Below are 25,192 nucleotides of genomic sequence, written 5' to 3' on the forward strand. Positions count from 1 at the left end.
CAGTAGGGGCGACCCTACGTGTCCCCGTTCCCGGCCAATTCGGCCAAACTGCGTTGGATCTCACGCAATTCCTCCTCGGTCAAGCCCCACAGCTTCGCCGCCTGCTGGTCGATCTCCGCCTCAATGTGACGCAACGCCGTTGTATCCCCCTGCCGCGCCGCCTCGTGTGCCGCTTCCGATAACTCCGCCAGTCGCCGATGCACCGGGTTGGTCGGATCATAACGCGGGATGCGGATGTGCTCGAGGATATGTGGATCAGGGTGGAGGACTATGTAGGACTGGACAGTGAGGCGAGTGCAGGAGCTATTAAGAACGCTGCAGAGATAATGAGCGGCATCTTTGGATGCACACCCCACACTAACGAGGGTGTGAGCAGGAATGGTGGGTTTGCCTTCTTTGGGAGGTACAACAGTCGCATCGAGGGTATGCGCAACCTCACGCCACACCACCTTCCATGGGGCAAAGGTGTAGGGACCGACGGCGCCGTAAAAGTAAAAAGGTTCTCCTCGAGCAATAGCACTCTTAACCATCGCATCAGCTCGTTTGCGAAGAACCTCCTCAAACCTCTCAAAATATCCATAGGTTTTAGGATATAGATGTTGCATTTGGTGCATCGGGATAGTGCGCCCAGGCTTCTCTGGGTACTTGGGAACGATAATCCACGCTGAGGGTTCCGCCCGCCAACGTTGTACATCCCGCCCGCGGATGAGTGGGTAAAGCAGATCAGGCTCAATGGTTTCGGTCACCTCTTTTACCTTAACCTTGGCTCCCTCAGTAAGATTGCGTACCACCCAAAGCCTGTTAGGGCGCTTTAGTACAAGCCCAACCCAGTAGACGGCGTTAGCACCACCGGTATTAACCCCTTCGTGGGCTTTGTAGTCGGACCGACCCAAGATTTTGTGCATCGCTTGGAGTGCTTTCGGGCGGGCGGTGAGCCAGGGGGAGGTGAGGTCCTTGGGGTCTACGGGTTCAGCAACGAAGTTGAGCCGTTTTGTAGCCGCTATTACTTCCTCCAAGGTGCTTTCGTAGGTGAAGCGAGCACCCCTCTTCTTGCGCCAAACAGTGTAGGGTACGGGATACTGAGTTGGACTGCCCTTTTCCAGTATCAACACGGCCGTGCGGTTGGAGGCGCCCTCAAAGGGGTTAAGGTCCACCATATCATCCACGTGCAGGATGCGGAGAGGAATTTCCTCGCCGTTTCCTGTGGGGATGCTTAGCCGCCGGAATCCGGCGCCGGCTCCCGCTGTTTTGAAAAGTGATTGCGTGATGACGAAGCCGAGCCTGCCGCTGTCTCTGAGCAGCCTGTCGGCTACAGTGTGGGTCATGAGGGCGGAGATGTCCACCTTGACTGCTCCTAAGCGTGGCCGCCCGCCTTTGAAGGTGCCGGCTATGCGGTAGCGGAGCCAGAGGTCTTTGATGCTCTCGCGGTATCCATCGGGCAGGTGCTCCCAGTTCACCCATGGTGGATTGCCGACGATATAGTCAAACTGCCCCACGGTGAGAGGGGCGAAGTTGTTCTTGAGGAGCCTTGCCCAAAGGCCGTTGAGGCCCTTGCGGTGAAGGTCTAAGAGCCTTTCGTAGAGGCCTTTGGCCAGCTCTTGGGCGTGGTCATCCCATTCTTTCGCTACCAGACTCCATTCTCGGCGGGTCCTTTCCAGGAAGGCCTTGGCATCCACCTCGGAGCGTATGCTGTCCTCCAGAATCTCACAAAAGCGGTCGAAGCGTTTTGGGGTAGCGACCAGCGCCGCTGGCACTTGGAACTCCCCCACGGCGGTGGGGAAGATGTAGATACCCTGGTTGAAAAGGTCCTGCCCCTCGGCGGGCGTGCGGACAGAGTCAGCCAAGTAAATGGGTATGGTGATATCCCCTTGCCGGTACTGGAGGAGGTTGGCGATGGCCAGCAGGTAGTTAACCCGGGCTGTGAGGACGGCAAGGGGGTTAAGGTCAAAGCCCACCACATTCGTTAGGATGGCCTCCAAAAGTTCTTTTTCTGGAACCATGAGTAAGCGCCCCAGCTCCAACATTCTTCCAATGACCAGGACCAGGAAGGTGGCGGAGCCGCAAGCAGGGTCCAAAAAACGGGTCTGGAGAAGTTTTTGGCGCATTTCCTCGTTGTGAGGCGAAGGGGTCCCGGTGAAGAAGCGGTTATCGAGCTGTACCAGAAGGCGCCACGCCAGCCAGTCTGGTGTGTAGTACTCCCCAAGGTTGTGGCGTATTTCCCGGGGTAAGAGGTAGTGATAGAGCTTTTTGAAAAGGTCCCGGGTTTCTTCGGGGAAGAGGGATAGGGTGGTGGGGTCGTACTCGTCCAGGCGTTCGATGAGGGTGCGAAGGCCCTGCTCCACCTCTTCGTTCCAGGCGTGGAGGTACCAGGCGAAGAAGTCGCCCTCCAAAAGGTTGAGGATCCCATACTGGCGGAAGATGCCTCCGGATTCCATCTCCCCCAGCCTTTTCCGCAGGGTGTCCCCGTCTGCCGAGGCCAGGACGGAAAACTGGGGTGCCCCTAGCTTAACCCCCATGTGGCGGGAAAGGGCCAGCCAAGCGAGAAGCTTGGCTAGGAGAGCGAAGTACGTGTGGAGGACAAAGAAGAAGCGCTCGGCTTCTTCTGGGGTTTGGATGTCCAGGCCAGCCTTGCGCACCCATTTCTTAAGCGGCTCCAACTTGCGCCCACCAAAGGCTTCGGAATAATCTATGGATTCGCTGAAAAAGGTGCGCCACTGTGCAAAGAGTTTACGGGCCAGACCTTCCTCCGCCAATGCTTTTCCCAAGGCTTGATAGAGGCTTCGAAGGATGGTCTGGGTGCGAAGCTGCTCTATGTTAAAGTCCCGGTTGAGGTTTTCCGGTGTTAGGGCAATCCCTGAAGCCAAGCCTGCAAGCCAGGTGAGAAATCGCTTGAGCGAGAGGGGGTTTGCCTCCAGGGGAGGTTCTTCCACCCACCTTCCCCCCAAGTGCCGGACAAAGATGAGATAGCGCCCGTCAAAGGCCACACCCGCCAGGCGCTCCTTGGCGTGGCGATCCTTTTGGGCAATACCGGCAAGGTAATCCTTCACCTGTTGCACCGCATGCCGGGTGGCGGCGTCTGGCTTGGGCTTGAGGACGCCGGGGCGCTCGTACTCGATGACGAGGCGGTTAAAGATGGCATCGGCCCGTCCTTGTGCTAAGGTGTACTCCGCTCGGGCTAGGGGCTGGAGGTCCATTTCTTCCAAGAACTCTGCCAATACAGGCTCCACCGCCCGGCGGAACTCCGCCTCGTTGGGGTTTTGGCTTAGGCTCTGTTTTATAACTTGGTCGAGCTTGGCCGCGTAGGTGGCAAGGATGGCTTCCCTATCATGAGGGCTCATTTGCCATCATTATAGTTTGTGGCCGGGAATCCCTAGATGGGGCTTTGGCCTAGCCCTCTAGCAACGCCTCCACAAAGGCCTCGGCGTCAAAGGGCTGGAGGTCGTCTGGGCCTTCCCCCACCCCGATGAAGCGGATGGGCACCTTAAGGGTGCGCACGATGGGAATGAGGACTCCGCCCTTGGCGGTGCCGTCCAGCTTGGTGACGATGACCCCGGTGAGCCCCACCGCCTCGTGGAAGCGCTTGGCCTGCTCCAGGCCGTTTTGCCCGGTGACGGCGTCCAGCACCAGCCAGACCTCCTTGGGCTCCTCGGGATCGGCCTTGGCGATGGCCCGCTTCACCTTCTTCAGCTCCTCCATCAGGTTGTGCTTGGTGTGGAGGCGGCCTGCGGTGTCCACCAGGAGGAGGTCGTAGCCCCTGGCTTTCCGGGCGCTTGCCGCATCAAAGGCCAAAGCGGCGGGGTCGGCCCCTTCTGGCCCTTGGATCACGGGGATGTCCAAGCGTTTCCCCCACTCGGAAAGCTGGGCTCCCCCGGCCGCGCGGAAGGTGTCCCCGGCGCAGAACATCACCTTCTTGCCCAGGTTCCGGTAGTAGCGTCCCAGCTTGGCGATGGTGGTGGTCTTGCCCACCCCGTTTACCCCCACCACCAGAACCACGTGGCCCTGGGGTTCCACGGGCTTAGGGGTTTGCGGGCGGAAGCCGAGTTTCCTCAAGGTGGCCCGGCGCTCGTCCGGCTCCAGCATCTGGACGAGCTTCTCCTTTACGGCCTCCTTCAGGTCTTTCCGTCCCGAAGCCCGTACCTCGGCCAGGAGCTCCTCGGTGGCCTCGAGGCCCACGTCGGCGGCGAGGAGGGCCATTTCCAGCTCCTCCAGGACCTCCTCGGGGCTTCCGCCCCAGGGGATGGCCTTGAGGAGGGTTTCTCGCGTCTTGGCGAGGCCGGCTTTCAGTCGGTCAAAGAAGCCCATCGTCCCCCTATTTTGCAGCCCCCGCACCCCGCCTTGGGGCCTTTAGCGGAAACTTACCCCCAGGGTGAAGTGCCAGACCTTGGGGAAGTTGGCGAAGCCGTACACGTAGGTGGCCTCGGCAAAAAGGCCCGTGTAGGGGTCCAGAAGGCCCTCCATCCCCCCGGTGAAGCTCACCCCGGCGGTGAGGCTTGGCCCCATCACGGCGCTGAGCCCCCCGCCGAAATAGGGGAGGAGGCCCTTTAGGCTGGGGTCGTACTGGCCCAGGTCGGGTTTGAAGAGGAGGATGCCCTCCAGGGCCACCCCCGGCGCCGCCGGGGCCAGCATGGCGGAAAGCCGGCCCGAGAGGTTCTGCCTCAGGCGGTTTTCCAGCCCCGCCCCGAAGGTAAGCCCCAGGCTTTCCCCATAGCCAAACCGCATTTGAATGGCGCTCTGGGCGCTGGCCATTCCCAAAACAAGAAGAAGAGCAAGGAGAACCCGCCTCATGGCTCCAGTATACCCCGGCTTGTGGAGTGCTTCACGAAGTTCCTCCCGCCAGGGCCCGGGCCAGCCGGGCGAGGACCCGTTCCTTGCCGAGAAGGGCCATGATCTCGAAAAGCCCCGGGGTTTCCAGGCTTCCCGTGAGGGCGGCCCTTAAGGGCTGGGCCACCTGGCCGAGCTTCAGGCCCCGCTCCTGGGCGAAGCCCCGGAGGAGGGCGTCCAGGGCGGCCTCGCTCCAGTCCTCCTGGGCCCGGAGGAGGGGCTCCACCTCGCGAAGCACGGGAAGGCCTTCCCTCAGTTTTTCCAGGGCTTTTTCCCCGAAGGGGTAGTCCTCGCTGAAAAGGTAGAGGGCCTTTTCCGGAAGCTCCTTGAGGGTGTCAAACCGGGGGCGCATGAGTTCCACCGCCCGCCTCAAGTAGGCCTCGCTGGGCCAGGAAAGCCCAGCCGCTTGCAAAAAGGGCTTCGCCCGCTCCGCCACCTCCTCGAGGGGAAGGACCTCGCGGATGTACTTGCCATTGAGCCAGCGGAGCTTCTCCAGGTCAAAGACCGGGCCTCCCAGGGAAACCCGCTCCCAGGTGAAGGCCTCGATGAGCTCCTCGAGGGTGAAGATCTCCCGCCCGTCGGGCATGGAAAAGCCCATGAGGGCCAGGTAGTTGCGCAGGGCCTCGGGTAAGAACCCCTCGGCCCGGTACCACTCCAAGGAGGTGTGGCTCTTCCGCTTGCTGATCTTGGTCTTGTCGGGGTTTCTAAGGAGGGGCATGTGGTAGAACTTGGGCACCTCCCAGCCGAAGGCCCGGTAGAGGAGGACGTGGATGGGGGTGGAAACCAGCCACTCCTCGGCCCGTATCACATCCGTTACCCCCATGAGGTGGTCATCCACCACGTTGGCCAGGTGGTAGGTGGGGTAGCCGTCCGACTTCAAGAGGACCACATCGGGGATCTCCTGGTTATCGTAGACCACCACCCCCCTGAGCTCGTCCCTCACCTCGGTGGTACCGGGCCTCGGCACCTTCAGGCGGATCACGTGGGGCTCGCCCCTTTTTGCCCTTTCCTCAGCTTCCTCGGGAGGGATGTTGCGGGCCCGACCATCGTAGCCACCCTTCTCCTTGCGGATCCTCTCCAACTCCTCCGGCGTTTCGAAGGCCCGGTAGGCCCACCCCCGCCTGAGGAGTTCCTCGGCGTGCTTTTGGTAGAGGGGTAGCCGTTCCGACTGCCGGTAAGGGGCGTGGGGCCCGCCGATATCGGGCCCCTCGTCGTAGGAGATGCCGAGCCACCTCAAAGCGGCCAGGATGCGCTCCTCCGCCCCCGGCACATAGCGGGTGCGGTCGGTGTCCTCGATGCGCACCAGGAAGCGCCCCCCGTTCTTCCTGGCCCAGACGTGGTTGAAAAGGGCGATATACGCCGTCCCCACATGGGGGTCCCCCGTGGGGCTTGGGGCGATGCGGGTCACCACCATACCTCGCCCATTATCTCACCCGGGACTAAAGGTTGGGGCTTAGGCTTTAGGGTAATGGACGGGGAACTTCTGGCAGAAGGGTTGCGCAAGCGCTACGGCCCCAGGGAGGTGGTGCGGGGGGTGGACCTCTACCTCAAGCGCGGGGAGATCGTGGCCCTCTTCGGCCCCAACGGGGCGGGGAAGACCACCACCTTTTACATGATGGTGGGTTTCATAAGGCCCACGGGGGGGCGGATCTTCCTTAAGGGGCGGGAAATAAGCCAGCTTCCCATGTACCGCCGGGCCCGGTTGGGTTTGGGTTACCTGCCCCAGGAGCCTTCCGCCTTCCGCCGGATGACGGTGCTGGAAAACCTCCTGGCCGTCTTGGAGTTCCAGCCCCTTTCCCGGGCGGAGCGCCTGGAGAAGGCCAAGGCCCTTTTGGAGGAACTGGCCATCTACCACCTCAAGGACCAGATGGCCTACGCCCTTTCCGGTGGGGAAAGGAGGCGGCTGGAGATGGCGCGGGCCCTTTGCACCAACCCCGATTTTATCCTTCTGGACGAGCCCTTCACCGGAGTGGACCCCAAGAACGTGAAGGAGATCCAGAAGGTCATCGCCGACTTGCGGGAAAGGCGGGGGGTGGGGGTTTTCATCACCGACCATTCCGTACGGGAGACCCTGGCCATCACTGACCGGGTCTATGTGATGTATGACGGGGAGATCCTCTTCCACGGGGATCCCGAGACCTTTGCCCGGGATCAGGGGGTAAGGCGGCACTACCTGGGAGAGGACTACGAGCTTTAGGCCATGACCTTCTGGGCCCTCCTCATCCTGATCCTCCTCCTGGCCGCTTTGGTGGCCTATTTGGGGGATAAGGTGGCCAAGTGGGCGGGGAAACGGCACTACCGCCTTTTTGGCCTCAGGCCCCGGCAGACGGCCACCCTGGTGGCGGTGTTCACGGGGGTAGGGATCGCCCTCTTCAGCTACCTGGGGTTCCTCCTGGTGTTCCGGGAGGCCAGGGAGGTGATCCTGGAGGCCCAGGCCATCCGGGCTGAGCGGGACCAGCTTAGGAAGGAGCGGCAGGCCCTCCTGGAGGCCAAGGCGGCCATGGAGGCCGAGGCCAGCAGGACCCTGGCGGAGCTCAATGTCCTGCGAGAGGAGCGAAGGGATCTCTCCCGGGCCCTGGAGCAGGCCACCGAGGTGAGGAAGCGCCTGGAGGAAGAGGCCAAGGCCCTGGCCTCCCAGGTGCAGGCCCTGGGAGGGGAGCGGGCTACCCTCGAGGCGGAGCGCCAGGCTCTTTCCCAGCTTCTTGAGGAAAAGAACCGGGCGCTATCCGAGAGGACCGGGGAGCTCAAGGCCCTGGAGAGCCACCTCCGCGCCCTGCAGCAGGCGGCGGAGCGGGCGGAAGGGGAAAAGGCCAGGCTTCTGGCGGAGAGGAAGCGCCTTCAGGAGGAGGTGCTGGGGGCTCTTGCCCGCCTCGAGGAAACCCGGCGGCAACGCCAAACCCTGGCCCAGGAGGCGGAGGTTTTAAAGGCCAGCCTAGCCAAGGCCCGGGAGGAGCTCCGCCAGACGGAGGAACGGGTGAGAAGCCTCCTGATGCAGGCGGAGGTGCTCCAGGGGGAAAGGGGCCAGCTGGCCCAAAGTCTGGTGCGTTTGAGCCAGGGCCTCTACCTGGGGGAGGTGCGCCTGGGGGCGGAGGAGGGGAGGGAGGCCTTGGAGCAGGTGGCCGAGCGCCGGGCCTTTCTCCAGGGCTTCCGGGGGGTGGAGCTTTTGGATGCGCCCCTCGGCCCAGGCTTGGCGGTGCTGGAGGGGGCGGGGTACCGGGAGGATAGGCTCTTGGTGCGGGTGCGCTTCTACCCGGAGCGCAAGGCCTTCGCTGCCGGGGAGGTTCTGGCCGCCCGCACCTTCCGCCTCTCCACCCAAGCCCGCAACCAGGAGGCCCTCGAGGGCCTGGGGGAGGCCGTGCGGCAACGGCTTTTGCAGGCAGGGTATGCCCCGGAGTACGCCACCTTTCCCTCGCCGGAGGAGCTGGCCCGCGGCCTCACCCTTCTTCAGGGGAGACGGGGGGTGGTGCGGGTGGGGGTGGTGGCGGCCAAGGAGCTATGGACCACGGAGAGGCCCCTTCTCTCCTTCCAGCTCCTGGGAGGGCCTCCGGGCCCGGAGGTACCGGTCCCGACCCGCCAAATCCCTTAGCACTTCCACTCCTTCCCAGCCCATGGCCTGTAGCTCCTGGGCTAGGAGCCCCACGTTTTCCGGGGCAAGCTCCAGGAGGAGGAACCCACCGGGCTTGAGGGCCTTCCCGGCCTCCTGGGCCAGGGGCCGGGCCACATCCAGCCCTTCCCTTCCCGCGTAAAGGGCCTGGGGGTTTTCAAAGGCCAGCTCCCCGGGAGCCAGGGACCGGTAGGCCTCGGGGAGGTAGGGGGGGTTGGAAACGATCAGGTCCAGATCCTTCACCCCGCCGGTGAGGGGAGCCTGGAGAAAGATTACCTCTAGCCCCAGCCTGCGGGCGTTCTCCCGGGCCAAGGCCAGGGCCTTAGAATCGGTATCCGTGGCCCACACCTGGGCCTCCGGGAGATGCTTTTTTAGGGCCAGGGCGATGGCCCCGGTGCCCGTGCCCGCGTCCAGGATACGGGGAGCCTGGGGCAGGGGAAGCCCCAGGGCGAGCTCCACCAGGCCCTCCGTCTCGGGCCTGGGGATGAGGATGCCCTCATGCACCTTTAGGGGGAGGCCGAAGAACTCCACCTCCCCCAGGAGGTACTGCAAGGGATAGCCCCCAAGGCGCTTTTCCAGGAGGGCCAGGGCCCTGGCTTCCGTCCCTGGGGGCGGGGTCCGGGATAGGCCGAGGAGGAGATCCTTTCGGGAAAGACCCGAGGCCAAGGCCAGAAGGTCCCAGGCCTCCTTTTCCGGGAGCCCTTTAGCCTTAAGCCTCCTTTCCAGTTCCCGAAGGAGTCTGATCACGAGGATAGACCACTACGTGCCTTTCCTCCCCCTCCCCCTGGCTTTCCGTGGTCACCTGGGGGTGGTTTTTGAGGAGCATGTGGACGATGCGCCTCTCGGAGGGACGCATGGGGGGGAGGTGGAGGGGTTCCTTGGTCATGGCCACGGTGAGGGCAGCCTCCTCGGCGATCTTGCGGATCTTTTCCTCCTGGCGCTTGCGGTAGCCAGCGGCGTCCAAGACCACGCGGTAGGCCCCGCCGAAGTGCTTGGCTAGCACCACCCCGGCCAGGTACTCCACGGCCTTTAGGGTGCGCCCCTCCTTGCCGATGAAGCGCCCCAGGTCCCCGCCCTTGACCTCCGCCTTGAGGAGGTTTCCCTCCTGGTGAATCTCCACGTAGTGGGCGGGGTCCAGGCGCAGCAAAAGGCCCACCAGGAAGCTCTCCAGCACCTCCTTGGGCCCCTTTTGCGTGGCGCCGGCCTTCCCGGCTTCTTTTAACTCCACCCCCACCGGGGCTTCCTCCAGCACCCCCAGGTCGGAGAGGAGGTCGTCGATGCTCTTTTTCTTCTCGTCCATGCCCTCAGTTTACGCCGCCAGGGGCTTGAGGCTTTTGTTGATCAGCCACTGCTGCACCAGGCCGATGAGGTTGGAGAGCACCCAGTAGAGGGTCACCCCTGAGGGGAACTGCAGGACCAGGAAGATGAAGATCAGGTTCATGAAGAGGCTTTGCCGGATGAGGTCCTTGTTCCCGTGGGCGGAAAGCCAGGTGGAGAGGAAGGTGGAGGCCACGTAGAGGGCGGGGAGGATGTAGAAGGGGTCGGGGAGGGAGAGGTCTGGGATCCAGAGGAGGCCCTGGCCAAACTCGTAGTTGGCGATGACCTTCCACAGGATGAAGAGGATGGGCATCTGGATGAAAAGGGGCAGGCAGCCGGCGGCGGGGTTCACCTTGTGCTCCTGGTAGAGCTTCATGGTGGCCTCCGCCCGCTTGTTGGGATCGTCCTTGTACTTCTCGTTGATCTTCTGGATGAGGGGCTGGAGGCGTTGCATCTCCGCCATGCTCTTGAACTGCTGGTGCATGAGGGGCCAAAGGAGGAGGCGCACCACCAGGGTCAGGAAGAGGATGGCCAGACCCCAGCTACCCGTGTAGCGGAAGGCCACCTCCATGAGCCAGAGAAGCCCCAAGGAAAGCTGCCCCCAGATGTTGGGGGAAAAGAGGCCGGGAAGGGCGAGAAGGCCCTCCACGTGGAAGCGCACCAGCTCGTTCTGGCCCCCGTAGACCTTGAGGGTTTCCCCGGGAGCCAGGGTAAGGGTGGCCTCCTTGCCCACCAGCTTCCCCGAAAAGGGCCTTTGGGCGAAGGCCACCAGGGCATAGCCCGCCTGGGGCTTGGTCTGCCAGGCCAGATAGGCCAGCTGGCCCTCCCCGCTCGGGGTGGGTTCCTTTTGCCCTTCCAGGAGCACCTTGGGGTTTCCTTGCGCGGAAAGCCTCAGGGTGAGGGGGAAGTCGGCGCTGATCTGGACGGTGTACCGCCCCTTTTCGATGCGGTAGGTGAGGGTGCCCTCCTGACCCTGGAAGCGGGCCAGGAGGCGGCCGTCCTCCACCCGGTACTCCGCCTTTTCCGGGGTAAAGCCCACCGGGGCCACCACGGGGCCGTTGCCGCTCAGGTTGGGGGCGCGGGTGTAGTCGTTGAAGGCCGTGCCCTTGTAGGTCTTCACGTACCAGCCCACCACCTGGCCCTTCTGGTCAAAGGCCAGATCCATGAGGTTGGTGACGGCGATCTTCTCCGGCACCCCGTCTCCGTTTACGTCCTGGTCCTTGAAGCCCGCCTCGAGGGCTAGGGCGCTCAAGCCCAGCAGGAAAAGGAGGGGTAAAAGCCTTTTCATCGTGCCTCCTTGTGGGTCTTAACGGTTCTCCTGGGTGGGAAGACCAGGGGCACCGGGTCCAGTCCCCCGGGGTGCAGGGGATGGCATTTCAGGATGCGCCTGGCGGCCAGATAGCTACCCCATAGGGCCCCGTGGCGCTCCAGGGCCTCGAGGGCATAAGCGGAACAGGTGGGGTGGAAGCGGCAGGTCTTGGGTTTTAGGGGGGAGATGAACCTGCGGTATGCCTTGACCAGAAGGATCAGTAAGCCGCGCACGCCGCCTATTGTATCAGCCCGCTCTTCCTGAGGGCGCGGATGAGGTCTTGGAAGAGCTCGGCGTAGGTGGCCTCCCGGGCCTCGGGGCTTGCGATCACCAGGAGGTGGGCCTTGGGGAGGTGGAGGCGGCGGAGGATCTCCCTTAGGCGGCGCTTGATGCGGTTGCGCACCACCGCCTTGCCCACCTTCTTGGACACCACGATCCCCACCCTGAGCTCGGAGGCGGGGAGCCACTTCACGTTCAAAAAACGGCCCCGCCCCATGCGTCCTTGGCGGAGCCTTTGGAATGCCCGGTCGCCCTTTAGGGAAAGGAGTTTACCCCCCGCCGCAGGGGGGGGTTGGCTCAGGCGTTCACCCTGGGGGTGAGGCGCCAGCGGCCCTTCTGCCTTCTCCGCTTCAACACCTTCCTGCCGCCTGGGGTCCTCATGCGGGCCCGGAAGCCGTGGGTCTTGGCCCGCTTCCTCCGGTTGGGTTGCCAGGTCCTTTTCATCCATTTCCCTCCCTGGGGCCTTGGCCCCCGATGCCTTAAAGAGTGTAGCATAAGAAGGGCGGTACAGGGTCTAACGGTTTTTTACACTAGGGCAAGAGAACGTTGACATTCCTCTCGCCTTCCCCTTATACTTCCCCCCAAACGGCTGTTAGGGAGGAGGTCCGTGGCCCAGCTTCTGGCGGAGAACATCACCCTGACCTTTGGCGGCGTGGCTGCTCTTTCGGCGGTTTCCCTGGCGGTGGAAGAGGGGGAGCTGGTTTCCGTCATCGGCCCCAACGGGGCGGGGAAGACCAGTCTGTTAAACTGCATATCCGGCTTCTACCACCCCCAGCGAGGTCGCATCCTCTTTGAGGGGCACGAGATCACCCGTGCAAGCCCCCATGAGGTGACCCGTCTGGGCATCGCCCGCGCCTTCCAGAACATAGAGCTCTTCTCTGGCCTCACGGTGCTGGAAAACCTTATGCTGGCCCGGCACACCCACTTGGGCTACAACCTTGTTCAGGCCGGGGTCTTTTACGGCAAGGCTTTGGCCAAGGAGGTGGAAAACCGCCGGGTGGTGGAGGAGGTCATCGACTTCATGGAGCTGGAACCCTACCGCAAGGCTTTGGTGGGGAACCTTCCTTACGGGGTCAGGAAGCGGGTGGAGGTGGCCCGGGCCCTTTCTCTTTCCCCCAGGCTCCTTCTTCTGGATGAGCCCATGGCGGGAATGACCCTCGAGGAGAAGGAGGACATGGTGCGCTTCATCCTGGAGATCCGGGCCCAGGGCACCACGGTGATCCTCATCGAGCACGACCTGGGGGTGGTCATGGACATCTCCGACCGGGTGTATGTGCTGGACTTCGGCCAGGTGATCGCGGAAGGGGCCCCGGAGGAGGTGGCCAGGAATCCGCGGGTGCAGGAGGCCTACCTGGGAGTGGAGGCATGAAGGCCCTAAGGCCCTCCTACGAGATGAAGCGCTACACCCTGCCCCAGCTTCTGCGCCTCAGGGCGGAGCAGGAGGGGGACAGGGTGGCCTTGAGGGAAAAGGACTACGGCATCTGGAACGAGATCACCTATGCTGAGTACTACGAAAAGGTTCTTCTCTTCGCCCACGGCCTTCTCTCTTTGGATTTTGAACCGGGGGAGAGGCTGGCCATCATCGCCGACAACATCCCGGAGTGGCTCTATGCGGAGCTCGGCACCCAGGCGGTCCGGGGGATCAGCGTGGGGGTGTACCAGAGTAGCCTTCCCGCCGAGATCGCCTACATGCTTCAGTACACGGGGGCCAGCATCGTGCTCGCCGAGGACCAGGAACAGGTGGACAAGCTCTACGAGATCCGAAGCGAGATCCCGAAGGTCCGCCACGTGATCTACGAGGATCCCAAGGGCATGCGGAGCTACCGGGACCCCTGGCTCCTTTCCTTTGAAGAGGTGCTGGAGCGGGGCCGGGAGCACCGAAAGAAATACCCGGACGCCGTGGAGAAGCTCCTCCTCGAGGCGAGCCCCGAGGAGGTCTGTCACCTCTCCTCCACCTCCGGCACCACGGGAAGGCCTAAGGCGGCCATGCTCCGCCACCGCAACCTCATCCACATGGGGGTGGCCCTGCAGGAGGTGGACCCCCTCTTGCCCACGGACGATTACCTCTCCTTCCTTCCCCTGGCCTGGATCGGGGAGCAGATGATGTCGGTGGCCATGGCCCTCACCGGGGGCTTCGCCGTGAACCTTCCCGAGGCGGTGGAGACCGCCATGCAGGACCTCAAGGAGATCGGTCCCCACGTGATGTTCAGCCCTCCCAGGGTCTGGGAGAGCATCCAAAGCGGCATCTGGGTGCGGATGTCCGAGAGCTATGCCTTCAACCGCTTCGTGTACGAGAGGCTTCTCCGGGTAGGCTACCGGGCGGCGGACTACCGCATGCGGGGGAAGCCCATGCCTTTCGGGCTACGCCTGGCCTACTGGCTGGCGGACCAGGTGCTCTTCAAGCCCTTGCGCGACCAGTTGGGCTTCCTGCGCCTTAGGCGGGCCTATACGGGGGGTGCTGCCCTAGGCCCCGATGTCTTTCGCTTCTTCCACGCCATCGGGGTAAACCTGAAGCAGATCTACGGCCAGACCGAGATCATCGGCATCGCCTTCGTCCACCGGGATGGGGACGTGCGCCACGATACCGTGGGCCTGCCCATCCCCGGCACCGAGGTCCGGATCAGCGAGGAGGGGGAGATCCTCTGCCGCTCCGATGCGGTCTGCGCCGGGTACTGGGAACGCCCCGAGGCCACGGCGGAAGCTTTCCGGGATGGCTGGCTCCACACGGGGGATGCCGGCTACCTCACGGAGGACGGGCACCTGGTGGTCATCGACCGGCTTTCCGACGTGATGCGCACGGAGAAGGGCACGGTCTTCAGCCCCCAGTTTGTGGAGAACAAGCTGAAGTTCTCCCCTTTCATCAAGGAGGCGGTGGTCTTCGGGGACCGCAAGCCCTACCTGGCGGCCTTGATCAACGTAGATCCCCAGACGGTGGGCAAGTGGGCGGAGGACCGGGGGTTGGCCTACACCACCTACCTGGACCTCTCCTTGAAGCCCGAGGTGGCCGAACTCGTCCGCAAAGAGGTGGAGAAGGTGAACCAGGAGCTTCCCGAGGACCTCAAGATCCGGCGCTTTGTCCTGCTCTACAAACTTCTGGATGCCGACGATGAGGAGCTCACCCGCACCGGCAAGGTGCGCCGGGGCCTCATCGCCAAGAAGTATGCGCCCTTGGTGGAGGCCTTGTATTCCCAGGCCGAGGCGGTGGAGGTGGAGGCGGAATACCGCTACCAGGACGGGACCGTCCAGCGGGTGCGGGCCCAGGTACCGGTTTTGGACCTGCGGGAGGAGGTGGCGGTGTGAGCTTCTTCTTGCAGCTTCTGTTTTCCGGCATCGTCCTGGGCCTGGTCTACGCCCTGGCAGCTTTGGGCTTTGTGCTCATCTACAAGGCCAGCCGGGTGGTGAACTTCGCCCAGGGGCAGTTCATCGCCATAGGGGCCTTTCTGGCCTACTGGGCCATGGTGTCCCTGGGGGCACCCTTCCTCCTGGCGGCGGCCTTGGCCCTGGCCCTGACCGCCCTCTTGGGCTTTGGGGTGGAGCGGGTTTTCCTCAAGCGGCTGGTGGGCCAGCCCATCATCTCGGTCATCATGGCCACCATCGGCTTGGCCTCCCTGCTGGACGGCCTCATCCACCTCACCCCCTACGGGGCGGGGAACTTTAGCTACCCCAGCTTCCTTCCTGCTGGGGGCCTCACCCTTTTGGGCGTCCAGATCTCGTACGCTCAGCTTCTTGCCGTGGCCTTCACCTTGCTTTTCCTCCTGGCCTTCACTTGGTTTTTCCAGCGTTCCACCCTGGGCGTGGCCATGCGCAGCGTGGCCGACGACCAGATGGCGGCCCTGAGCCTAGGCGTATCCGTGGAGAAGGTTTTCGCCCTGGCCTGGGCGGCGGCAGGGCTTACAGCGGCGGCGGCGGGCATGGTGGTGGGGACCATCTCCGGGCTCAACCTGGACGGCCTGGTGCACATCGGCCTTCGCGTTTTTCCTGTGGTGATTCTGGGAGGGCTGGATTCCATCCCGGGGGCGGTGGTGGCGGGGATCCTCATTGGGGTCTTGGAAAACCTGGCCGCGGGCTTCCTGGACCCCTTTATCCCCGGTGGGGGCACCCGGGATGTCTTCCCCTTCCTGGTTTTGCTTTTGGTCCTTTGGTTCAAACCCCATGGCCTTTTTGGCACGGAGGAGATCGAGCGCGTATGAGAAACCCCTGGGCCCAGACTGGAAACTACCGCACCTCGTACCGACAGGACACCAGCATCTTTGCCACCCATCGGGAGCTGGTTTCCCTTCTTCTCTTCCTGGGCTTCCTCCTGGTTCTGCCCCTGTTTCTTTCCCGCACCCAGGTCTTCATCCTGGACCTGATCCTGGTCTACAGCATCGCGGTTTTGGGCCTGAACATCACCACCGGTTACGCCGGCCTCATCAACATCGGCCAGGCGGCCTTTATGGGGGTGGGGGCCTACACGGCGGCCCTTCTTGCCCCCCAGGGGCTCCCCTTTTGGCTGGCGGTTCCCTTGGGCGGGTTGGTGGCGGCCTTTTTCGGCTTCCTGGTGGGCATCCCTTCCTTGCGGGTGAAGCACCTGTATTTGGCCCTGGCCACCCTGGCCTTCCAAGTGGTCTTTGAGTGGACCGTGGGCCACATGCCCCTTCTAAAGCAGGGCGGGGCCATGGACATGCCCCGGGCCAGCTTTTTGGGGTACGAGGCGGGCTTTCGCAACCACTTCCACTTCTGGTACTACGTTTCCCTGGTGGTTTTGGTCCTTCTTGCGGTCTTCTTCCGCAACCTCCTGCGTACCCGCTACGGGAGGGCCTTGGTGGCGGTGAGGGATAACGACCGGGCGGCGGACGCCATGGGCATGGACCCGGGGCGCACCAAGCTCTTCGCCTTCGCCCTGGGGGCCTTTTACGCCGGGGTGGCGGGGGTGCTTTACGCCTACCTCTCCCGGGCCGTGGTCATAGAGGACTACACCTTTGCCGTGTCCATCAAGCTCTTGGCCATGTCCATCGTGGGGGGGTTGGGTACCCTGGTGGGGAGTTTCCTGGGGCCGGCTTTTCTGGAGCTTTTGGATGTCAACATGGAGGTGCTTTCCAACTTTATTAAGGCCCTGGGGTTCAGCGTGGCCGGGGTGGACGTGGCCAGCGCCTTAAGACCCTTGGCCTTTGGTCTCATCATCGTGCTCTTCCTGATGTTTGAGCCCAGGGGGCTTTACAACTGGTGGCGGATCGTGCGAAGCTACTTCCGCACCTGGCCCTTCAAGTACTAGGCAACCCCCCTTATGGGGTTGGCAATGGGAGGTGAGGCAGATGCGAAAACTCTGGTTCGGTCTACTGGCGACGGCGGGGCTGGCCTTGGGCCAGCAGCAGGTGACCATCCTGTGGTCGGGGGCCATCACCGGCCCCACCTCGGACGCGGGGGCTCCTTACGGGGCAGCGGTGGAGGACTACTGCAAGTACGCCAACGAGAGGAAGCTGATCCCGGGGGTAGTTCTAAACTGCCTGGTGCGGGACGACCAGTACAACAACGCCAATACCCAGCGCTTCTTTGAGGAGGCCCTGGACCGCTTCAAGATACCCGTGTTCCTTTCCTACGCCACCGGGGCCAACCTGCAACTCAAGTCCCTGATCCAGGAGGTGAAGGTACCCACGATCCCCGCCTCCATGCACGTGGAACTCATCGACCCTCCCAACAACGACTACTTCTTCATCCCCACCTCCACTTACTCCGAGCAGGTGGTGGCCCTTCTGGAGTACATCGCCAAGCAGAAGAAGGGGGCTAAGGTGGCCTTGGTGGTCCACCCCTCCCCCTTCGGCCGGGCCCCGGTGGCGGACGCCCGCAAGGCGGCGGCGCAGCTGGGCCTGCAGATCGTGGACGTGCAGGAGGTGGGGGCGGGCAACCTGGATAACACCGCCTTGCTCAAGCGCTTCGAGGCGGCGGGGGTGGAGTACATCGTCCACCAGAACGTGGCCGGTCCCGTGGCCAACATCCTGAAGGATGCCAAGCGCCTGGGTCTGGATAAGAAGATAAAGCAGCTTGGGGCGCACTACACCGGTGGTCCCGACCTGATCAAGCTGGCCGGGGATGCGGCGGAGGGGTTCCTTTGGGCTACCAGCTTCTACATGTTCCACGAGGATGCCCCGGGTATCCGCCTGCAGAAGGAGCTCGGGCAGAAGTACGGGCGGCCGCAGGCTATCGTGGAGAGCGTGAACTACACCAACGGCATGCTGGCCGCCGCCATCGCGGTGGAGGCCATGCGCCGGGCCCAGGAGCGGTTCAAGCGCATCACGGCGGAAACCATCTACCAGGCCATCATCGGGATGAACGGGCCTAACGCCTACAAGCCAGGGTTTGCCGTCTCCACCAAGCAAGGTATTGAGATTGACTTCACCAAGAGCGAGCACACCGGGGCGGAGGGCTTGAGGATCCTCGAGGCCAAGGGAGACCGCTTCGTGCCCGTGACCGAACCCTTCACCTCGGCCCTCTTCCGCAAGGTGCACTACGGCAAGTAAGACGTTCGGCCCGGGGGAACTCCCCCGGGCCTTCCTTACGCCATGAGCCTAAACCCCACGCGCCCCGAAGACTTAGGCCCCATCCTCCTTTTGGTCAACAACATCGAGGTGGTCTACCACGACATTATCCAGGTCCTGCGCGGGGTTTCCCTGAAGGTTCCCGAGGGGCGCATCACCGCCCTCTTGGGCCCGAACGGGGCCGGGAAGACCACCACGCTCCGGGCCATCTCCGGCCTCCTCATCCCTGAGGACGGGGAGGTGGTGAGGGGAGAGATCCTCTACCAGGGAAAGCCCATCCATAATCGCTCCCCCGAGGAGATCGTAAGGATGGGCATCGTCCAGGTGCTGGAAGGCCGGCGGGTTTTCAAGCACCTCACGGTGGAGGAAAACCTGCGGGTGGGCACCTTGACCCGTAAGGACAGCCATCTTAAGGAGGATCTGGAGCGCATCTACCATTACTTCCCCCGCCTGGCCGAACTCAGGAACCGCCTGGCCGGGTACTGCTCGGGGGGAGAGCAGCAGATGATCGCCATTGGCCGGGCCCTCCTGGCCAGACCCCGGCTTCTCCTCCTGGACGAGCCCTCCTTGGGCCTGGCTCCTCTTTTGGTGCGGGAGATCTTCGACATCGTGGCCCGGGTGAACGCCGAGGAGGGGGTCACGGTCCTGGTGGTGGAGCAGAACGCCCGGGTGGCGCTTTCCATCGCCCATTACGGGTACATCATGGAAACGGGACGGATCGTCCTGGAGGGGGATCGGGACTACCTTCTGGAAAACCCCGACGTGCAGGAGTTCTACCTGGGGGTGGCCAAAGGGGGTGGGCGCAAGAGCTTCAAGGAGGTCAAGGCCTACAAGAGGCGGAAGCGGTTCATGTAGCCCCTCGCAGGGCCCCGGTGTGGCGAGGCCCACGCCGGGGTTCGTATCATGGAGAGCGTGGTGCGCTTTCGCATGGGAGGGGTGCGCCTGGACCAGGCGGTGGCCGAGGCCTGCGGGGTAAGCCGCAGCCGGGCCCAGGAATGGATCGCCCAGGGCCGGGTCCAAGTGGGGGAAAGGGTGGTGGAAAAGCCCTCCTACCGCCTCAAGGGGGAAGAGGTGGTGGTGCTTCCCCCGGAGGAAAGGCCCTTCGTGGCTCCCCAGGACCTGGCCATCCCGGTGCTCTACGAGGACGAGGACCTCCTGGTCCTCAACAAGCCTGCGGGGCTTCTTACCCATCCGGCTCCCGGGGTATACACGGGCACCGTGGTCAACGCCCTGGTGGGGCGGTACTTCCCTCTCCAGGAGGCCGAGCGGCCCGAGGAGGTGCGTCCCGGCATCGTGCACCGCCTGGACAAGGACACCAGCGGGGTCCTGGTGGTGGCCAAGCATGGAGGGGCCCTCGAGGCCCTGGCCCGGGCCTTCCGCGACAGGCTGGTGATGAAGCGCTACCTGGCCATCACCGAGGGGCACCCCAAGGAGGGCACCCTCATCGCCCCCATCGGCCGCCACCCGGTGGAGCGGCACAAGATGCACGTGGGGGGGATTGCGCCCCGCCATGCGGAAACCGAGTTCCGCATTCTCGCCACCGCCGGGCCCTACGCCTTGGTGGAGGCCCGGCCCCACACCGGCCGTACCCACCAGATCCGGGTCCACCTCAAGCACTTGAAGGCCCCTATCCTGGGGGATGGGGTTTATGGGCGGGAAAGCCCCCACATCGGGCGTCAAGCCCTCCACGCCTACGAGCTCCGCATTTCCCATCCCCGCACCGGGCGGATTCTGGAGTTCCTGGCCCCGGTGCCCGGGGATATGGTCCAGGCCTGGGAGGCCCTGGGGGGGCGGTGGCCGGAAGATGTGCTCCGGGAGGTTCCCTCGTATACTGAGGCCCAATGAGTCCTAACCCTCTTCTTGCCCTGGACCAAGAGGAACTTGGCGTGCCGAGCGAAGGTTCTTCCTTTCCCTCCACGGCCCACCGCCTTCTGGTGGGGGATGCTCGGGAGGTCCTGAAGCGCCTTCCCGAAGCTTCGGTGCATTTGGTCCTCACCTCGCCCCCTTACTGGACCCTGAAGCGGTACGAGGACACGCCGGGGCAACTCGGGCACGTGGAGGACTACGAGGCCTTTTTGGACGAGCTGGATAGGGTTTGGCAGGAGGTCTTTCGGGTGCTGGTTCCGGGGGGACGGCTCATCGTGGTGGTGGGGGATGTGGCTGTGGCTCGGAGGAAGTTTGGCCGCCACCTGGTCTTCCCCCTTCATGCCGATATCCAGGTCCGTTGCCGCAAAATCGGCTTTGACAACCTCAACCCTATCCTCTGGCACAAGCACACCAATGCGGCCCTCGAGGCCCAGCGGCCTGGCTTCTTCCTGGGCAAGCCTTACGAGCCCGGGGCCATCATCAAGACCGAGGTGGAGTACATCCTGATGCAAAGGAAACCCGGGGGCTATCGCAAACCCACCCCGGAGCAACGGGAGCTGAGCCGCCTCCCTAAGGAGCTCTTCGCCCGCTGGTTCCGCCAGATCTGGGACGACATCCCCGGGGAGAGCACCAAGGCCCATCCCGCTCCCTTCCCCTTGGAGCTGGCGGAGAGACTGGTGCGCATGTTCAGCTTTGTGGGGGACACGGTGCTGGACCCCTTCGCGGGCACCGGCACCACCCTCATCGCCGCCGCCCGGCACAGGCGGAACTCCATCGGGGTGGAGTTGGTACCTCGGTACGCGGAGCTGGCCCGTAGGCGTTTCCAGCGGGAAGTAGAAGGCCACTTCCTCGCAACGGAGGGGGTTTAATGGAGCACGAGGAATGGATCGAAGACCTGGAGAGGGCGTTGTGGGAGGTTTTGCAGGCTTCCTCTCGGGATAGCGGGCGGCAGAACCCCGTGGCCGACTACCTCATAGGCCGCCTGCGCACCCGCCTTCCACCCCACCTCTGGCCCCACCTGCAGCGCGAAGCCCTGGTGCCGGGTCTGGCCCGGGAGAAGTCCTGGGATGTGGGCCTAGTCTACCCCGAGGGACCTGAGCTTCCCCCAAAGCCTCGGCTCCTCCTTTCCCTGAAGTCCATCCTGCGCAACCCAAGCGGCTCCTGGCCCAACCGCCTGGACGACCTGGTGGGCGAAGTTTCCTCCGTTCAAGTCCTTTTCCCTGAAGTGGTGGTGGGGTACGTGGTGGTCCTGGACTATGGGGCACCCACCAAGCGAAAGGGGGTGGAGCAGTACCCGGAAGGGGACGAGCTTTCCCCCCTGTATGACCGCTTCAAAGCGGGCCTAAAAGCCCTCTCCCAGAGGCAGCCTCCCCTCTGGGCCCAGGGTCTGGTGGAGGGGCACTGGGTCATAGAGGTGGACTCTCGAAAAACCCCCCTCCTGCGCGATCCCGTGAGAACCCTTCAGGAGGGCGAGGCCTTTCTGGATGCCTTGGTGGAAGCCCTGCGTCAGAGGGAGCCCTTGCTCTTTCTAGGCCAGGGTCAGTAGCCCCTTCAGGGCCTTGGCGAGCCGCCTTACCCCTTCGGCGATCCCCTCAGGGCCCATGGTGGCGTAGGAGAGCCTCAAGGTGTTCTCCCCGCCCCCGTTGGCAAAGAAGGGGCCTCCGGGCACGAAGGCCACGTTCTCCTCGAGGGCCTGCTGGAAAAGGGCCTCGGCGGAAAGCCCCTCGGGGAGGGTCATCCAGACGAACATCCCTCCCTTGGGCCGGGTATAGGCCACCTCCTTGGGCATCTCCCGGTCCAGGGCCTCCAGCATGGCCTGGGCCTTGGCCTTGTAGGTGGTGCGGATCCTTTCCAGGCGGTCCGGGAAGCCTTCCTTCACCAGCTCGTGCACCAGGATCTGGTTGAGGACCGGGGTGTGCAGGTCCACCCCTTGCTTGGCCTGGGTGAGCTTGAGGATGACCTCGGGCCGGGCCACCACGAAGGCCACCCTCAGGCCCGGGGCCAGCACCTTGGAGAAGCTACTCAGGTAGATAACACCAGGGTAGCCTGCCTCCCGGGCCAGCTCAAAAAGGCTTGGCAGGCGGCTTTCCCCAAAGTAGAGCTCCCGGTAGGCGTCATCCTCCACCACCACCAACCCCCGTTCCATCGCCATTTCCAGAAGGTGCCTGCGGGCTTCCAGGGGCATGAGCCCCCCGGAGGGGTTCTGGAAGGAGGGGATGAGGTAGAGCAAACGGGGGCGCTCCTGCTTGAGGACCTCCTCCAAGGCGTCCAGGTCCGGCCCCTCTTCCCCGGCCGGCACCGTGAGGAAACGGGGGCCGTAGGCCCGGAAGGCCTGGATGGCCCCCATGTAGCTGGGGGCCTCCAATAGAACCGGGCTTCCCTCGTCCAAAAAGACCTTCCCCAGAAGGTCCAGGGCCTGCTGGCTTCCCGTGGTGATGAGGACCTCTTCCGGGCTCACCCCAAGCCACTCCGCCACCCAGGCCCTTAAGGGGAAATAGCCTTCCGTGGGCCCGTACTGCAGGGCCACCTCCCCCTTTTGCCTTAGGATCTCGGCTGCCTTGGCCGCCGCCTCCTCCTTGGGGAAAAGCTCGGGGGCGGGAAGGCCCCCGGCGAAGCTGAGGACGCCGGGGCGCTGGGTGAGCTTTAAAAGCTCCCGGATGGTGGAGGCCTGGATGCGCCTAGCCTGCGCGCCAAAAAGGGTATTCCAGTCCAGGGTTTTCACCTACCCATTTTATCCCTCGCCCCTTCGGGTTTCAGGGAAAGAGCTTCCGATAGGCCTCGAGGGCGTACCGGTCCGTCATCCCGGCGATGTAGTCGCACACGGCCCGCTCCACCCCCTCCTCGGGGATCCGGGCCTGGACCTCCCTGGGCAGGATTGCAGGGTACTGGGTGTAGGTGTGGAAAAGATTCTCCAGAACGATTTCCGCCTTACGCCTCTCCCTCAGAACCTCGGGATGGCGGTAAAAGCGCTCCATGAGAAAGGCCTTGAGTTCCCGGTGGGCCCGCTCGGCCTCAGGGGTAAGGGCGGCCAGGCGTTCAGGATGCCGGCGCACCTCCTCCGGGCTTTTCACCCCGGCCCCTTCCACCCTTTGGTGGGTGGCCTCTATGGCGGCGGTGATGAAAAAGCCCAGGAGCTGGCGCACCAGGATCCGGCGGGAAAGCTCGTTTAGTTCCGCGAGGTCTAGGCCTTCTTCCCGGGCCAGCTCCGCCAGGAAGGGCACCTCGGTGAGCTCTTGGGGGCGAAGGAGGCCGCTACGGAGGCCGTCGTCCAGGTCGTGGGCCGCATAGGCGATGGCGTCGGAGAGGTCCACCACCTGGGCCTCGAGGGTGCCCCTGCCCTCGTATTCCGGCTTGAAGCCCGGGGCGTAAGCGGCCTCGTGGGTGGCGATTCCCTCCAGGACCTCGTGGGTGAGGTTTAAACCCTTGAAACCGGGGTAGCGCACCTCCAGCTGGGTGAGGATCCTCAGGGCCTGGGCGTTGTGCTCAAACCCCCCGTGGTCCTGCATGAGCTCGTTCAGCACCTTCTCCCCCGTGTGGCCGAAGGGGGGGTGGCCCAGGTCGTGGGAAAGGGCGATGGCCTCGGTGAGGTCCTCGTTGAGGCCCAGGGCGCGGGCGATGGAGCGGGCCACCTGGACCACCTCGAGGGTGTGGGTAAGGCGGGTGCGGTAGTAATCCCCCGCCCAGTTGGGGAAGACCTGGGTCTTGTACTCCAGGCGCCGGAAGGCGGTGGTGTGAAGGATGCGGTCCCGGTCCTTCTGGAAGGGCGTGCGGTAGGGGGACTCGGGCTCCGGGTATTCCCGCCCCTGGGTGTCCCGGGCCTTCTGGGCGTAGGGTGCCAGCCTTTCCGCCTCCAGATCCAGAAGCCTATCCCTGGAGTAGAGCATCCCCTAGACCCGTTTGAAGAGGAGCACGGCGTTCTGGCCCCCGAAGGCGAAGGAGTTGGAGAGGGCGTAGTCCACCCGGGCCTCCCTTGGCTCGGGCACGAAGTCCAGGTCCAGCTCAGGGTCGGGGTCCTCGAGGTTGATGGTGGGGGGGATGACCCCGTGGTAGAGGGCCTGCACCGTGGCGATGGCCTCAATGCCCCCGGCGGCCCCCAGAAGGTGGCCGGTCATGCTCTTGGTGCTGGAAACCATGAGCCTCTTGGCGTGCTCTCCAAAGACCTCCTTGATGGCCAGGACCTCGGCCCGGTCCCCCACGGGGGTGGAGGTGCCGTGGGCGTTGATGTAGCCCACCGCCTCGGGGTTAACTTTGGCGTCCAAAAGGGCGCGGCGCATGGCCAAGGCGGCCCCTTTGCCCTCGGGGTGAGGCTCGGTGATGTGGTGGGCGTCGGCGCTCCGGCCAAAGCCCACCACCTCCGCGTAGATGCGGGCCCCCCGCCTCCTGGCGTGCTCGTACTCCTCCAGGACCAAGACCCCAGCTCCTTCCCCCATCACGAAGCCATCCCGGCTTAGGGTGAAAGGGCGGCTGGCCTTGGTGGGCTCCTCGTTCCGGGTGGAAAGGGCCCGCATCACGGCGAAAGCCCCGATGGCCATGGGAGTGATGGCGGCCTCCGTCCCTCCGGCCAGCACCACATCCGCTTCCCCTAGCTGAACCATGCGGAAGGCGCTCCCGATGGCGTCCGTGCCCGTGGCGCAGGCGGTGACCGCGGTGGAGCTGGGTCCCATGAAGCCGTAGCGCATGGCGATGTGGGCCGAGGCCATGTTGGCGATCATCATGGGGATAAAGAAGGGGCTGATCCGGTTTGGGCCCCGCTCCAGGAAGACCTTGCTCTGGGCCTCCCAGGTTTCCATGCCCCCGATGCCCGTGCCCACCAGGGTGCCCACCCGCTCGGGGTCCAGGGCGCTGGGCTCCAGCCCCGCATCCTTCAGGGCCAGCTCGGCGGCGATCAGGGCATACTGGACAAAGCGGTCCAGGCGCCTCAGTTCTTTTTTGTCAATGAACTCCTCCGGATTGACGTCCACCTCGGCGGCGATGCGCACCGGCAGGGCCGAGGCGTCAAAGCGGGTGATGGGGCGCACCCCGCTTTTCCCGGCGAGCTGGGCCTTATGGTAGGCTTCTGCCCCCACGCCGATGGGGGTGAGGGCTCCTAGGCCGGTAACCACCACGCGTCGCATGGGGGTAGTATACTGGGAAAAGCCCTGGGGAAAAGAAAAGGGGCGCGGGAAGCGCCCCTTAAAAGCCCTAAGCCCTAGCCCAGCTTGGCCTGGATGTAGGCCACCGCATCCTTCACCGTGCGGATCTTTTCGGCCTCCTCGTCGGAGATCTCCAGGCCGAACTCGTCCTCGAGGCCCATGATGAGCTCCACGGTATCCAGGCTGTCCGCCCCCAGGTCCTCGATGAAGCGGGCCTCGAGGGTGATCTTCTCCGGTTCCACCGAGAGCTTGTCCGCAATAACCGCCTTAACCTTTTCAAAGATCTCCTGCTCCGTCATGAAAACCTCCCTTGGGGATTTTACCACGGGGCTTAACCCCGGGCCTGGCC

The 25,192-nt window shown here is 64.0% G+C and carries 25 protein-coding genes; 11 read left to right on the forward strand and 14 right to left on the reverse strand.

Annotation, left to right across the window (positions count from 1 at the left end; all coding sequences use genetic code 11):
- Positions 1-14: 14 nt before the first annotated feature.
- The 4 genes from EBI04_RS12585 to gltX form a co-directional block, all read right to left on the reverse strand.
- Positions 15-3,047 carry an Eco57I restriction-modification methylase domain-containing protein gene (locus EBI04_RS12585; RefSeq protein WP_135257741.1) on the reverse strand — a complete coding sequence of 1,011 codons (3,033 nt, stop codon included), beginning with the start codon at positions 3,045-3,047 and terminating at the stop codon, positions 15-17.
- 340 nt (positions 3,048-3,387) lie between these two features.
- Positions 3,388-4,302, reverse strand: coding sequence for a signal recognition particle-docking protein FtsY (ftsY, locus tag EBI04_RS12590; RefSeq protein WP_135257742.1), 915 nt, complete (start codon positions 4,300-4,302; stop codon positions 3,388-3,390).
- 42 nt (positions 4,303-4,344) lie between these two features.
- On the reverse strand, positions 4,345-4,785 hold the full coding sequence (locus tag EBI04_RS12595; protein WP_135257743.1) for a hypothetical protein: 441 nt from the start codon (positions 4,783-4,785) through the stop codon (positions 4,345-4,347).
- Positions 4,786-4,816: 31 nt separating this feature from the next.
- On the reverse strand, positions 4,817-6,235 hold the full coding sequence (gene gltX / locus EBI04_RS12600; protein WP_135257744.1) for a glutamate--tRNA ligase: 1,419 nt from the start codon (positions 6,233-6,235) through the stop codon (positions 4,817-4,819).
- Between the two features lie 54 nt (positions 6,236-6,289).
- Here gltX and lptB point away from each other — a divergent pair, with 54 nt between their 5' ends.
- Positions 6,290-7,018, forward strand: coding sequence for an LPS export ABC transporter ATP-binding protein (gene lptB, locus EBI04_RS12605; RefSeq protein ID WP_135257745.1), 729 nt, complete (start codon positions 6,290-6,292; stop codon positions 7,016-7,018).
- Between the two features lie 3 nt (positions 7,019-7,021).
- Positions 7,022-8,407 (forward strand): DUF3084 domain-containing protein, encoded by a 1,386-nt coding sequence (locus EBI04_RS12610; RefSeq protein ID WP_135257746.1) that lies wholly within the window; start codon positions 7,022-7,024, stop codon positions 8,405-8,407.
- Here EBI04_RS12610 and prmC read toward each other — a convergent pair.
- From prmC to rpmH, 6 genes are all read right to left on the reverse strand, one after another.
- On the reverse strand, positions 8,315-9,172 hold the full coding sequence (prmC, locus tag EBI04_RS12615) for a peptide chain release factor N(5)-glutamine methyltransferase (RefSeq protein ID WP_135257747.1): 858 nt from the start codon (positions 9,170-9,172) through the stop codon (positions 8,315-8,317). The two genes, EBI04_RS12610 and prmC, sit on opposite strands and share 93 nt — an antisense overlap.
- On the reverse strand, positions 9,135-9,725 hold the full coding sequence (locus tag EBI04_RS12620; RefSeq protein WP_135257748.1) for a Jag family protein: 591 nt from the start codon (positions 9,723-9,725) through the stop codon (positions 9,135-9,137). Before EBI04_RS12620 ends, prmC begins: the two co-directional genes overlap by 38 nt.
- A 9-nt stretch (positions 9,726-9,734) precedes the next feature.
- Positions 9,735-11,030: a YidC/Oxa1 family membrane protein insertase gene (locus EBI04_RS12625; protein WP_135257749.1), complete on the reverse strand. Its 1,296-nt coding sequence runs from the start codon at positions 11,028-11,030 to the stop codon at positions 9,735-9,737.
- Entirely contained in the window at positions 11,027-11,284 is a 258-nt protein-coding gene (gene yidD / locus EBI04_RS12630; RefSeq protein ID WP_028494567.1) for a membrane protein insertion efficiency factor YidD, read from the reverse strand. Before yidD ends, EBI04_RS12625 begins: the two co-directional genes overlap by 4 nt.
- A 5-nt stretch (positions 11,285-11,289) precedes the next feature.
- On the reverse strand, positions 11,290-11,547 hold the full coding sequence (rnpA, locus tag EBI04_RS12635) for a ribonuclease P protein component (protein ID WP_240695320.1): 258 nt from the start codon (positions 11,545-11,547) through the stop codon (positions 11,290-11,292).
- Between the two features lie 80 nt (positions 11,548-11,627).
- The gene (gene rpmH / locus EBI04_RS12640) at positions 11,628-11,774 is read right to left on the reverse strand and encodes a 50S ribosomal protein L34 (protein ID WP_015716485.1); all 147 of its coding nucleotides are present in this window, start codon (positions 11,772-11,774) and stop codon (positions 11,628-11,630) included.
- Positions 11,775-11,937: 163 nt separating this feature from the next.
- Here rpmH and EBI04_RS12645 point away from each other — a divergent pair, with 163 nt between their 5' ends.
- From EBI04_RS12645 to EBI04_RS12685, 9 genes are read left to right on the forward strand one after another with little or no spacing between them, the layout of a single operon-like run.
- Entirely contained in the window at positions 11,938-12,699 is a 762-nt protein-coding gene (locus tag EBI04_RS12645; RefSeq protein ID WP_135257750.1) for an ABC transporter ATP-binding protein, read from the forward strand.
- On the forward strand, positions 12,696-14,630 hold the full coding sequence (locus EBI04_RS12650; RefSeq protein ID WP_135257751.1) for a long-chain fatty acid--CoA ligase: 1,935 nt from the start codon (positions 12,696-12,698) through the stop codon (positions 14,628-14,630). The genes EBI04_RS12645 and EBI04_RS12650 overlap by 4 nt, the downstream gene beginning before the upstream one ends.
- Positions 14,627-15,520, forward strand: a complete 894-nt coding sequence (locus EBI04_RS12655) for a branched-chain amino acid ABC transporter permease (RefSeq protein ID WP_135257752.1) — start codon at positions 14,627-14,629, stop codon at positions 15,518-15,520. The genes EBI04_RS12650 and EBI04_RS12655 overlap by 4 nt, the downstream gene beginning before the upstream one ends.
- Positions 15,517-16,584: a branched-chain amino acid ABC transporter permease gene (locus EBI04_RS12660; RefSeq protein ID WP_135257753.1), complete on the forward strand. Its 1,068-nt coding sequence runs from the start codon at positions 15,517-15,519 to the stop codon at positions 16,582-16,584. The genes EBI04_RS12655 and EBI04_RS12660 overlap by 4 nt, the downstream gene beginning before the upstream one ends.
- 40 nt (positions 16,585-16,624) lie before the next feature.
- Positions 16,625-17,827 carry an ABC transporter substrate-binding protein gene (locus EBI04_RS12665; RefSeq protein ID WP_135257754.1) on the forward strand — a complete coding sequence of 401 codons (1,203 nt, stop codon included), beginning with the start codon at positions 16,625-16,627 and terminating at the stop codon, positions 17,825-17,827.
- A 42-nt stretch (positions 17,828-17,869) separates the two neighbouring features.
- Complete coding sequence (locus EBI04_RS12670; RefSeq protein ID WP_135257755.1) at positions 17,870-18,700, forward strand: ABC transporter ATP-binding protein; 831 nt, start codon at positions 17,870-17,872, stop codon at positions 18,698-18,700.
- 48 nt (positions 18,701-18,748) lie between these two features.
- Positions 18,749-19,690, forward strand: a complete 942-nt coding sequence (locus EBI04_RS12675) for an RluA family pseudouridine synthase (protein WP_167481961.1) — start codon at positions 18,749-18,751, stop codon at positions 19,688-19,690.
- Positions 19,687-20,580: a DNA-methyltransferase gene (locus tag EBI04_RS12680; RefSeq protein WP_135257757.1), complete on the forward strand. Its 894-nt coding sequence runs from the start codon at positions 19,687-19,689 to the stop codon at positions 20,578-20,580. The genes EBI04_RS12675 and EBI04_RS12680 overlap by 4 nt, the downstream gene beginning before the upstream one ends.
- On the forward strand, positions 20,580-21,257 hold the full coding sequence (locus tag EBI04_RS12685) for a hypothetical protein (protein WP_135257758.1): 678 nt from the start codon (positions 20,580-20,582) through the stop codon (positions 21,255-21,257). The genes EBI04_RS12680 and EBI04_RS12685 overlap by 1 nt, the downstream gene beginning before the upstream one ends.
- On the opposite strand, the gene lysN is transcribed toward EBI04_RS12685, so the two are convergent.
- From lysN to acpP, 4 genes are all read right to left on the reverse strand, one after another.
- Positions 21,240-22,433 carry a 2-aminoadipate transaminase gene (gene lysN / locus EBI04_RS12690; RefSeq protein WP_135257759.1) on the reverse strand — a complete coding sequence of 398 codons (1,194 nt, stop codon included), beginning with the start codon at positions 22,431-22,433 and terminating at the stop codon, positions 21,240-21,242. The two genes, EBI04_RS12685 and lysN, sit on opposite strands and share 18 nt — an antisense overlap.
- 31 nt (positions 22,434-22,464) lie before the next feature.
- Positions 22,465-23,595, reverse strand: a complete 1,131-nt coding sequence (locus EBI04_RS12695) for a deoxyguanosinetriphosphate triphosphohydrolase (protein WP_135257760.1) — start codon at positions 23,593-23,595, stop codon at positions 22,465-22,467.
- Between the two features lie 3 nt (positions 23,596-23,598).
- Positions 23,599-24,825 (reverse strand): beta-ketoacyl-ACP synthase II, encoded by a 1,227-nt coding sequence (gene fabF / locus EBI04_RS12700; RefSeq protein ID WP_135257761.1) that lies wholly within the window; start codon positions 24,823-24,825, stop codon positions 23,599-23,601.
- A 74-nt stretch (positions 24,826-24,899) separates the two neighbouring features.
- A complete protein-coding gene (gene acpP / locus EBI04_RS12705; protein WP_015716498.1) occupies positions 24,900-25,142 on the reverse strand; it encodes an acyl carrier protein in 243 nt (80 codons plus the stop codon).
- Positions 25,143-25,192 lie beyond the last annotated feature (50 nt).

It is taken from the genome of Thermus caldilimi, from assembly GCF_004684245.1.
GTDB lineage: Bacteria > Deinococcota > Deinococci > Deinococcales > Thermaceae > Thermus > Thermus caldilimi.